At 55.1% G+C, this 10,203-nt stretch carries 11 protein-coding genes and 1 pseudogene; 1 reads left to right on the forward strand and 11 read right to left on the reverse strand.

Translation table 11 applies throughout. From position 1 onward, the window contains the following. Positions 1–55: 55 nt before the first annotated feature. From H5U08_RS03865 to H5U08_RS03910, 11 genes and pseudogenes are all read right to left on the reverse strand, one after another. Positions 56–1,000, reverse strand: coding sequence for a hypothetical protein (locus H5U08_RS03865; protein ID WP_297030368.1), 945 nt, complete (start codon positions 998–1,000; stop codon positions 56–58). 163 nt (positions 1,001–1,163) lie between these two features. Further along, positions 1,164–1,568, reverse strand: coding sequence for a DUF2750 domain-containing protein (locus H5U08_RS03870; protein ID WP_297030371.1), 405 nt, complete (start codon positions 1,566–1,568; stop codon positions 1,164–1,166). A gap of 445 nt (positions 1,569–2,013) precedes the next feature. After that, positions 2,014–2,886 carry an SEL1-like repeat protein gene (locus tag H5U08_RS03875; protein WP_297030374.1) on the reverse strand — a complete coding sequence of 291 codons (873 nt, stop codon included), beginning with the start codon at positions 2,884–2,886 and terminating at the stop codon, positions 2,014–2,016. Positions 2,887–3,189: 303 nt separating this feature from the next. Continuing rightward, positions 3,190–3,669: a hypothetical protein gene (locus H5U08_RS03880; protein WP_297030376.1), complete on the reverse strand. Its 480-nt coding sequence runs from the start codon at positions 3,667–3,669 to the stop codon at positions 3,190–3,192. A 547-nt stretch (positions 3,670–4,216) separates the two neighbouring features. Continuing rightward, positions 4,217–4,660: an SMI1/KNR4 family protein gene (locus H5U08_RS03885; protein ID WP_297030391.1), complete on the reverse strand. Its 444-nt coding sequence runs from the start codon at positions 4,658–4,660 to the stop codon at positions 4,217–4,219. Beyond that, a complete protein-coding gene (locus H5U08_RS03890) occupies positions 4,660–4,962 on the reverse strand; it encodes an HNH/ENDO VII family nuclease (protein ID WP_297030379.1) in 303 nt (100 codons plus the stop codon). Before H5U08_RS03890 ends, H5U08_RS03885 begins: the two co-directional genes overlap by 1 nt. Positions 4,963–4,989: 27 nt before the next feature. After that, positions 4,990–5,103, reverse strand: a pseudogene (locus H5U08_RS19805) (hypothetical protein); the annotation flags it as partial. Between the two features lie 116 nt (positions 5,104–5,219). Continuing rightward, entirely contained in the window at positions 5,220–5,882 is a 663-nt protein-coding gene (locus tag H5U08_RS03895) for a hypothetical protein (RefSeq protein WP_297030381.1), read from the reverse strand. 318 nt (positions 5,883–6,200) lie between these two features. Then, positions 6,201–7,229: a hypothetical protein gene (locus H5U08_RS03900; protein WP_297030383.1), complete on the reverse strand. Its 1,029-nt coding sequence runs from the start codon at positions 7,227–7,229 to the stop codon at positions 6,201–6,203. A gap of 235 nt (positions 7,230–7,464) precedes the next feature. After that, positions 7,465–7,893 carry a hypothetical protein gene (locus H5U08_RS03905; RefSeq protein ID WP_297030385.1) on the reverse strand — a complete coding sequence of 143 codons (429 nt, stop codon included), beginning with the start codon at positions 7,891–7,893 and terminating at the stop codon, positions 7,465–7,467. A gap of 353 nt (positions 7,894–8,246) precedes the next feature. Then, a complete protein-coding gene (locus H5U08_RS03910) occupies positions 8,247–8,723 on the reverse strand; it encodes a hypothetical protein (RefSeq protein ID WP_297030386.1) in 477 nt (158 codons plus the stop codon). Positions 8,724–9,233: 510 nt separating this feature from the next. Between H5U08_RS03910 and pheS the strand changes: the two genes are divergently transcribed. Then, positions 9,234–10,203 (forward strand): phenylalanine--tRNA ligase subunit alpha (gene pheS, locus H5U08_RS03915; RefSeq protein ID WP_297030388.1); only part of this gene is annotated, 970 nt, incomplete at its 3' end.

Genomic DNA, 10,203 nt, shown 5'->3' on the forward strand with positions numbered 1-10,203 from the left:
GCAGCATGCGGCAACAAGCGGCTTCCCCAAACACTCGTCTCATTGACGCACACCTTCACGGAGACGAGAGAATCTCGCCCACCATTTCATACCAGGTTCGCCGTGGGTATCGCGGTCCCAATCGTTCCCGAATCATTGCCTCGATCTGCTCACACGTGTGGGAGTAGTGCTTCTTGTCGTCAAAGCTGACCACTTCCAGCCCCAGGCAAGGTGTCATGTCACCGTCGAGCACATGTGTATAAGCGAAGATAAACCACTTCAGCCGCGGCATCGATTTTACAAAGGAAATAGAAGGCATCTGCCCGCAATGGGTCATCTTCAGCAATTCCAATCGCGGCAGCGTCGCCACATGGGCATGGTCGCTGATCTTCCGACACACATCCAATTCCAGCGCCCGCAGGGACTTGCAGCTCAACTCTCCGATCCGCTCCAGCTTTGTACAGTAGGAAAGACTCAGATACCGCAGCCGGCGAAATCGCTCCAGCCCGGCAAGCGAGTGAATCGGAGACCTTATAATCTCCAGGGAACAGAGATTAGGAAGGTGGGGCAAGTCGCTAAAGTCACGCGACCGAGGCCGAAAGGAGCGAATCTCCAAATCCACGAGATTCTGGTGCTCCTCCGGCCAGGAAATCCGCTTGTGCCACTGGATCCGCAACGATTCAAGATGCGGAAAGTTGCGCAGGTCAAGTGGTTGTTCGTTATCATCCACGCTCAGTAACCGCAGATTCTTCAGGCAGGAGAGAGCCGCAAGATCCAGATTCGGACTGTAGTTAATACAAATACGTGTTATCTCCGGGTAATCGCGGAGGAAATCCAACGTGTCCGCTCGAAAGCCGTGAGCGCGGCTGATGTAGAGGCCGTCCAGTTGCGCCTCCCGGAAATACGCCATACACTGCGGCAGCTCGTTGCTCTTGACTTCCAGAAGCCGCAAGAGACGGCCTCTCGTCCAATCGTTGAAGTTGACGATTTCAAATTTGCCAGATTCGTTTTGCTCAGCCATCGTTCTGTTGAAAAGCTAAAGTCGGACACGAATTCCTGGAAGCCGGTGCTTCCTTTCCGGTGAGCAAATCACCTCCGTCAGCGCACACGACCACCGCCACATCGGATATTCAGTACGGCGTTGAATATAAACGCTCAAAGCAAACTCTCATGAAACGGGAGTCTCATTCATCAGGAACCTCGTACTTGAGAAGCTCGCGGCGAAGATCCGCCTCCAAACGTTCGGGAGGCACCACGACCGCACTGAGTGTCGGCGTCGGAAAAACTGCCACGAAAATACCGTCGCCCTGCATACCGGGAGTCCAACTCTCGAGCCATTTGTCCAATGGGATGGAGCGCGGTTCAGCCCGCGCCCAGTCATCCGTAGCGCAAAGTTGTGCGTAGCGCGGATGTGGCCACACCGGTATACACTGCCTGTCCTGAGGATCACCCAGCATACACCACCCGTCCTCCCACAACCCCCACAGTTCCTCCATGTCCACCACCCGCTTCACAAAGTACTCGTATCTTTTGGCACCAGGCAAACGGATGAGACTTTCCACCTCTTTGTCAGTTGGTTTCCACGACATTAGCGCCGCCTCCCATGATGGCGTTGCACCAGGTGAAGATGAATGACCTCTCGACCGCTATACTTGTAACGTGTTCGTGTCTCGCTTCAACCTCCGTCCAATAAGCGAGTGGGCTCCGCGAAACGGCGGACACTGCGTAGCGCTCGCCGCTGGTGCGTGTTTTTTGTCTCAAAGCCGCCCCGACAACATGATACGAAACGACTTGGCCTGAGGCACGTACAGCCTGACTTCCTTCATGATCCACTCCCGTTTTCCCGCAGCCGTTGCCTTCCTTGTTCGCCCTGTGGCTGTGCTCAACCCACGCAACGGCGACAGTATGCCTGTGGTTTTCCGAGAACCTGCGGCAAGTACACGGTAAACGTGCAGCCCCTCCTGGTCCCTGATATCGTCGGGCCACAGATTCGGCAACTGTGTGACCTGCTCATTTTGGCCCCCTGGCGCTGCTTCATCTTGGGGTGCTGTTTTCCATGAGCGTCAGAAACCTGGCTGCATGTTTGTAGCCCTGGGCGGCCGACTGGCGAAGCCAGTACACGGCCTTCTCCAGGTCGTATATTCCTGACTCACCTCCCAAAAAGGCACGGCCAAGCTGATACTGGGCGTGCGCGTCACCTGCCTCAGCTTTCGGTTTGTGGAATTCAACGCGGTCGTTTTCCAGATCAAACTCCCAATAGTCGGGCAATTCGGATCGCCGTGTGTAGAGCCGCAAGCGATGAGAGCTCTCCCAAATCAATTTACCGCAGATTGTGTTAAGCATTTGCGTATTCGTACCGCGCCAGCGGGCAAACACCTTTCGGCGCACATCCCCGGTCTTCACATCCTCGATCACGAAGCTCAGTTCCGCACCGTCCAGATCGTAATGTACGTGAACCCGAGCACGGACTTTCCTGTGCCTGTCCCATGCCGTGTTGCCCCAGGGGCGGTCGAACATGATTCCCCCAGCCACGATGCGCTGGTAAACGGCATCAAAATAGCGCTCATCCCAGCCGTACTGGTCGGCATAATGCATGTATGCTTGACGGATGTGATCCAGGAAGAACTTCTTCTTCTCGAATGCCGAAGCACACTCTGCGAATCGCGCTGCGTCGTAGTGGGAGAAGACGGAAAGAATCCCCTCCAGCTCAATCCAAACTTTCAGGTGCTTGTCGGCCTGGAGCGTGTATATCAACTGCAAGCACGAAATTCCCCGAGAAGGCGTTTTTTTGAACTCGACTTCCAACAGCTCGAAAACGCAACCCACATCAGGAAGGTGAACGCGGGAATAATCAAACCCCTCGTCAATGTTATACCGAAAATAGCGAAAGTATTTCGGTTGCGTCATAAGTCTTTACCGGTACTCATTGGTATCTGCAATGGAGCGAATCTTTCCGGGGGATCTCTCCGTCCTCAGTCGTTGAGGCGATTCATGAATCGCCCCCACCATCCGCCTGACTCATCCCCATGTCGTCGCTACCACTGGCAGCGGCGCGGACCTCGGCAAGGACTTGCAGGGACGCGAGTTTCAGCCCGGACGCACCTCCCTGTCAGGTCTGCTTACCAACGCTGGATAATCTTTCTCCTGTCGCCATGCCCTGTCTGCCTCGTGGATCAAGCAGTCCCGCACCGGCCGGCGCCTTGCGACTACTTATCCAGCGGAACGCTTGCCTGGCCTGCCGGTCCGTTCCAGCCGGAAGACAAGCTTGTCGAAGTTGGTGTCGAACCCAATATCGTTACACCGGTACCGCCACCCGTTGGCAAGCTCTTCAACCAGCATTCCCGATGTCCACGCCTGAGACTGACGACCGTTGCCAGCGTCCCATATGTTGTACAGCCATAAAATGTTCTCCTCCGTGCGACACTGTATGAGCACTTCCCGAGGTGCTGTGTCGTACCACAGCTCCGCGCTGGGACACTTCACATTATTGATGACCACAACCTGATCGGTAGCCAGCCAAACGCCCTGCCGCCAAGGCGAATTTGTACTCTCAAAGACAAGTTTCAGTACTTCCCGATCCGCCACGGAGATCACTTCGATCAGCACCACATCCGAGCGGCCTTGTTCAGCAAAGCCACTGCTATAAATCCGCTCATTAGGCAAATATTCCTTTCCTCTTGGCGTTCGCATTGTGATCCCCCTCTCAATCGCAAACCGTCGTCAGGGTGGTACGTGGGATGCTCGCGTACTCCCCCGGTCAACTTTAGGACAGATTATCTGGGCCATGCGATCCGGGCTGTCAGCGTTTCACGGTGCGACGAAATGTCGCGGAAACAATTCATTGGACAACGGGCGTCTATCCTGCTTCTCGCAATCCAAATTCTTCTGAAAAATTATCCCAGCCGACTTTTGACTGCCATTTGCTTCCAGCAACGGCCTCATAGCACCAGCGCGTAATTTACCTTGCTCGATGCACCGCAAAAACTATAATCCAGCACGGTGTTCGGCTGTACATGATAGACATGCTTGCCGGCAATTTCCAGGTTGTAGACGGCCTGCGGGCCGGGCCGTGGCAGGGCGGCAATCACCCAGGCAAACCGGCCACGAGGCCCTTCCGGCCTGTAAGTTGCAACCCCAGCTCAGTCGAACTGTTCGAAGACGGAACTTCAAGCCTCAACTCCGGAAGTGTGAGAAGGGACTGTGCGGTCTGGGAGAAACCACGAGTTGCGACCGTGGCCTATGATTCTCGCAGGTAATTGATTATCCACTCAGCAAAAGATTCACCTTCTGTGATTGGATCTTGATTTGGCCCCTGTTCATGGTCCCAGAAGACGACAGGACACTCGCCATTAACCATTCGCTCCGTTGCCAAGCAGTAATGATTCCCCGCTCCGTCGTTTAGCACTGGAACCAGAGAATGAGGGATGCGTGGTTCCATGGTTGTGCGTTCAACCAGGGTATTTCTGATCAAGTGAAGATGATGCGGCACGTCGGCACCAAGCCCGTAAAACTCGTTGAACCCGATGACAGCCCACCCGTAACGACGGAGGAAGGCGCGATAGCTTTCAGGAAACGATACTCCCAGCGTTGCCTCGGCAACACGAATGTCATCCGGAGACGCTCCCACACCGACCGACTTATCGGCAACGTTATCAATGACCTGGTACATCGCTTCGATCATCACGGCGATTTCTCCTTTGCCGGGAGATTAGTTTGGATGACCAGCTTTATAGCTAAACGATGCTTGGTTCGTGTCATAAACTCGAAACCATCAAAGGTGTTTGTGCCACCATCTGCCAAAGCACGGCGATGATGGATCTGCATCGGGAAGCCATCTTCACCGATCGGCGATTGCCCTTGTCGCATGCGTTCCAACTGCTCAGAAGTGTATTTGTGGGCATTTTTCTTCGCTTCCTCCATCCGGGCCTTGGGCCTCATCTTGTTGAATTCAACACGACGCGCCTTCAAGGCCTCGCCGGTCACTCTTCTTGGGCCCTTCCCATACGAATTATGGACGATAATGCCATCGGGGGAAACGTGGTAGACGTGTTCGCCGGCTACCTCGATATTGAAGACGGCGTGCGGGGTACTCCGGGGTGACAGTCCGCAAACCGTTACCGGCAAACGGCGGAAAATCGGTCTGCCTGCAAGTTGTCAGCGAAGCAAGGACATTCTGCCGGTGCACAGATGAATAAACCGCCGATGCCAGCTCGTGTACGCCTTCCAAAAGACCTGCCACGTTACGTGGCGTCATTTTGTGGCGGACGGTGAATCAGCTTGATCCTGATCTGGGCCCCGTCGGGCACGTCGCGAATTTGACGCGCCAGACTCCCGCGGAACCGCATTCCCTCGACATCGTTCACGGAGTATAGGTTTTCGACCTCATACCCGCCACCCAGGACAAACGGGAGCTTCGGCGCCAGACGTTCTCCTGCCGGCAGTGTGCCGTGCTTTGCTTGCCACTGCTGCAACAGCGGATATCCAGTCCAGTATTCCGGGTTGCCTACCACCAGCCGGGCCCACTCATCGAGAGATTCAGCGATAAACTCAAGATCGCCCGTTTCTGCGTCAAAAAACCAAACCCCACCACTGCGGATCGCAAACTGGTTTCCAAACACGTCTTCCGCAAAGAAAATCACCTCGCCCAAATCTGCGTGATATTCTTCCTTCCACAGGCCCGCCTCATTCCACTGGATGACTCCCAGCGGAGGGCGCTCATGACTCAACGGTCGCACCAATAGGGCTGACTGGTACGCGAAAAAACCGTTTCGCTGATGTAACAGGGCAGCTAATTCTTCGGCCAGGTGGGACAAAGAGCGCAAGTGATCTTCCGGCCCAAAGCTACGATCGAGCGGTGCTGCAATCGCCTGGCCGGCAATGGCAAGCAGGTCTGTTAGCGACATTGGCCCGCCTCATTTGGAGTGGCTTGGATGGTTGACGATCCTTACAACGACCCGTTCCTTATTCGGTACGTCTCAAAGTTGGGTGCCAATCTGGGCTCCGACAAATCGGGTATTGCCCGACGGAATCACCCAAACACTCCATTGGATTATCTGCTCCCCGTAATGCGCCTGAGGGAACTTCATCCAGATCAAAGCGAGATACCCCCGACTTGCTCTGCAACGCACGGAGGCGATCCCTTCGCGGCCACGCAAGCCACACATGAGCAGCATGCGGCAACAAGCGGCTTCCCCAAACACTCGTCTCATTGACGCACACCTTCACGGAGACGAGAGAATCTCGCCCACCATTTCCCACCAGGTTCGCCGGGGGTATCGCGGTCCCAATCGTTCCCGAATCATCGTCTGGATCTGCTCACACGTGTGGGAGTAGTGCTTCTTGTCGTCAAAGCTGACCATTTCCAGCCCCAGGCAAGGCGTCATGTCACCGTCGAGCACGCCTGTATAAGCGAAAATAAACCACTTCAGCCGCGGCATCGAACGCACAAAGGCAATCGACGGCATCTGCCCGCAATGAGTCATTTTCAGCAATTCCAATCGCGGCAGCGTGGCCACATGGGCATGGTCGCTGATCTTCCGACACACATCCAATTCCAGCGCCCGCAGGGACTCGCAGCTCAACTCTCCGATCCGCTCTAGCTTTGTACAGTACGCAAGGTTCAGATACCGCAGTCGGCCAAACCTCTCCAGCCCGGCAAGCGAATGAATCGGCGATTGGATTACCTGTAACGACTTCAGGCTGGGAAACTCCGGCAGTTCCGTGAAGTCCTTGCTCTTGGGCCTGTACCTGGATATTGACAGGTGCTCGAGCGTTTCCAGGCGGTTGGGCCATGCGATGTTTCTGTCCCAGTCAATAACCAGGCTTCGCAGGTGCGGGAACCATGACAGGTCGAGGGGCTGCTGATTGTCTTCGATCCACAGGTGACGCAATTGTTTAAGGTATGCCAGGCCTCCAATCTGGAGACTGTCCGCGTGGCGGATTTCCAGTCTCTGGATGTCGGGATAATCTTTCAGGAAATTGAGATCCCTCCGCGTAAAACCGTGGGCGCCGCTTATGTAAAGACCGTCGAAGTGCTCCCGGTAATACCGCTCCATGCACTTGCGCAATGACTGGGACCTGACCACGAGATAGCGCAATTTGGGACCACCCATGTACTCGCAACATTCGAAATAGTCGGACGGTTCCCAAGAGAAATCGCCATCTGCTACAATCATCGTCTGGTATCTTCCGCGACAGGTGATTTGAACAGGCACACCTCCACCCGGCCAGTACGAAGCCTCGTCAGACACGACAGGCCGACCCTTGGAGAGATCTGCCTGTCAGGTCCGCTTCTCCACGTTGGATCATCCATCTCATTTCACCGGGCACGCCAAGCACGTACCGGTAGGGGCAATTCATGAGTGGGCCCCTACCTCGCTCCCACAACTTCGCCCATGCGCTATGTCTTGTGCCGACGGCTTATCGTTGCTCCTACCGATGCTGATGCGTTTCACCAGTCCAGGCGTGTTCAAACTCCAGAGTTTATCACGCCACCTCCAGAATCAGCTCCGTGCCGTCATAGTAACCCTCTCCGTCTGCCTGTAAATAGCCCTCGTACGTGGAAAAAAGCCATTCCCACAAAGGATCTATCTTTTGGAGAGTCGCCTCCGTCCCACAATTTCCGAAGATTACCTGCACGGCTATGATCGCGCGGGCTTTGCGGAGAGCCTGTCTTACCTTCCGGGCGTTTTCCCCGGGAATATCCTCGATTTCCTCTAACAGCTCCTCCCTTTCTTCTTCGAATAGATCCTCCCCGGGGACGTTAATTTCCACAACGCCGTAGACCCGGCCCCCGTACGCCAACTTGCCGTTGCGGAGACTGTAGCGCGGGTCGCGGGAGGCCAGTGCCGTTTCGATTCGCGAGAGCGACACATCTCCCTCACCCACCACGATATACCGCATGTAGTAGCTCATTGGCCGTGCCTTTCCGCGCCCTGCCGGACTATCGCATTTTTCCTGTCACCTCAACCGGACCAGCAGTGCAACGCTGATCGATATCTATGCGGACGTTTTTTACACCGGACATCAGAGGTATTCGTCGTCGAAGTTGAATCCGCCAACTATTGTCTCTGGGTGCCACCAGACCGAATATCCCTATGAAAAGGTTTTTAACATCTCAAGCCAACTGCATAGCTACGAGTGCCGCCCGTGCGATGTCCCGACAGCAGTAAACCACCCAGCGGAAAATGCGCTCTATCTTGCGATAAGGCACGTCCCTACCACTTATCGCAACGATTCCCACAAAAAGGTGGTGGAATCCTCGCGGATCATTTTTTCGTTTTGTACGGGTTGAATGCTCGAGCGAGTTTCCTATAGATCTGAAAATATTCGGTATGTTCGATAATTTCGCCGGTGTTACAACATTCAACTTTGTTGACAATTCCAAGGCTTGGATATTTCGGATAGAAAAGAATAATCATACCATTGAGCGAGCAGAAACTGTCTGGATTACCTACCGCACTCACATCTATATTTCCACTAATGACCTTGCTCATCACAAAGAACTGCCAATTCTCCTCCGTAGCCACGGCCGGTAGCTCTTCGATGGCGTAATAGCTCACCTGCGGCTCGTAGGTCTTGTCGCGCTTTACCCGTATGACGTTTACGAGCACATAGGGGGCCCATTGTTCAGGAAGTCCTGCCTGAAGTGCCTGAACCACCTGCTCGCCGGTAGCGCGAAAATCGAAGACCCGCCCTCGCCCGAGGCGGTACCAGTTCTCTATGTCCCAGATCACCCTGGCCACTGACTCCCTCCCGCAAATTCATACGGCCCGTCTTCCACCCCGGGGTTGTTCCACCGCAGCTTACAAAAAGAGAGCTTGATGCTGTATTGACTTCCGCTTTTCCATGGGTCTGTCTGGGCGACCGCCAGTTTACTTCGGAGCACCCCCGCGATCAACCCATCGAAAGCTCAGGGGATATCCAACCTTGATGGCTCTATAGAAGTCAAAGGCTCGATCTCTTGTAGCGGCAATCCGTCAATTGGCCCTATCGTCAGCTAAGTGCGACCCGGGAGTGACCAGCCCGTCAGGTTCCACACAGGGTGAATCTTACTCCCAGGCACACTGTTCTCGGCATCCCTCCCTCCTGCCAGGGGCGGAAACACAACTCGGGATGAGTCGGTTGTTACTGGGATACCCAACCGAGCGGCGGCGCGATAAATTGAGCGTTTTCAGGGGCGATTACCGGAACCCGCACAGGCTTCTGAATTTCCCAGTCTGTAAGATTAACGCAACTTCCGGTCTTGACCAGCCATGGATGACATTTTGCAACAACTCAGGCACGACCTCGAAGCCGCTCAGGACTCCAAACAACTGGAGCAGGTGCGCATCAAGTATCTCGGGCGGAAGGGTGTGATCACGACCCTTGCCAAAAGCACCGATTTCAGTCGTTTGTCGCCGGAGGAAAAACGAAGTTTCGGCCAGCGGTTGAACACCCTCAAGTCGGAAGCCGAACGGCTCCTTGCCGAGGCCACAGCCCGGATCCAGGCACTGGAGAAAGACCGCGTGCGGCGAATCGCCGGCCTGGACCTCTCGCTTCCCTCGATCGACCGCCGCATGGGAAGCATCCACCCCATTGCACTTGTTCAGATGGAACTGGAAGAGATTTTTCAGGGGATGGGCTTCCGCGTCCTTACCGGATACGAAGTCGAGCTGGAATATTACAATTTTGACGCTCTCAATATCCCGCCGGACCATCCTGCACGCGATATGCAGGATACGTTCTGGCTGGATAACGGAATGCTCCTGCGGACGCACACTTCCGCCAACCAGGTTCGCGCGCTGGAAACGTACGGCGTGCCCCTGCGAGCGATCTTTCCCGGGCGGTGCTTTCGGAACGAGGCCATTGATGCCAGTCACGAGAACACTTTCTACCAACTCGAAGGCCTGCTCGTCGATCGCGATATTTCCGTCGCTCATCTCATCGCCGTCATGAAGACCCTGTTAAGCCAGGTCTTCCGGCGTGAGGTGACCGTCCGGCTGCGGCCTGGATTTTTCCCTTTCGTGGAACCGGGTTTTGAACTCGACGTGCAGTGCCTCATTTGCGGGGGAAAAGGATGCCCCACATGCAAACAAACAGGCTGGATCGAGCTGATCCCCTGTGGGTTGGTCCATCCTAAAGTCCTCGAATTCGGCCGTGTTGATCCACAGATGTACAGTGGCTTTGCCTTCGGCATGGGGTTGACGCGTCTGGCCATGATGAAATACGGCATTCCCGATATCC

This window comes from Thermogutta sp., assembly GCF_014359955.1.
Classification (GTDB): Bacteria; Planctomycetota; Planctomycetia; order Pirellulales; family Thermoguttaceae; genus Thermogutta.